Annotated in this window: 1 pseudogene; it reads left to right on the forward strand. The window is 61.5% G+C overall.

From position 1 onward, the window contains the following. Window positions 1–209 (forward strand): annotated as a pseudogene (prpD, locus tag KVT39_RS37310) (2-methylcitrate dehydratase); the annotation flags it as partial. Window positions 210–239 lie beyond the last annotated feature (30 nt).

Consider the following 239-nt stretch of genomic DNA (forward strand, 5'->3'; position numbering starts at 1 on the left):
CGAAACTTGCCGAAGTGGCGGACGAATACCCGCTCGGCCACAAGCGACGTCGCGCGGACGGCATCCCGCTGCTGGTCGAGAAGTTCCGGACCAACCTCGCCCGCCGCTGCCCGGCAAAGCAGCAACAAGCGATTCTCGACGTGTCGCTGGACCAGGCAAAGCGCGAAGCGATGCCGGTCGATGAGTCCGTCGACTTGTATGTGATATAGCCGTCATCTACAGGACACGTTGCTTCCTAG

The organism is Burkholderia sp. GbtcB21 (assembly GCF_019091065.1).
GTDB classification, from domain to species: domain Bacteria; phylum Pseudomonadota; class Gammaproteobacteria; order Burkholderiales; family Burkholderiaceae; genus Burkholderia; species Burkholderia pyrrocinia_C.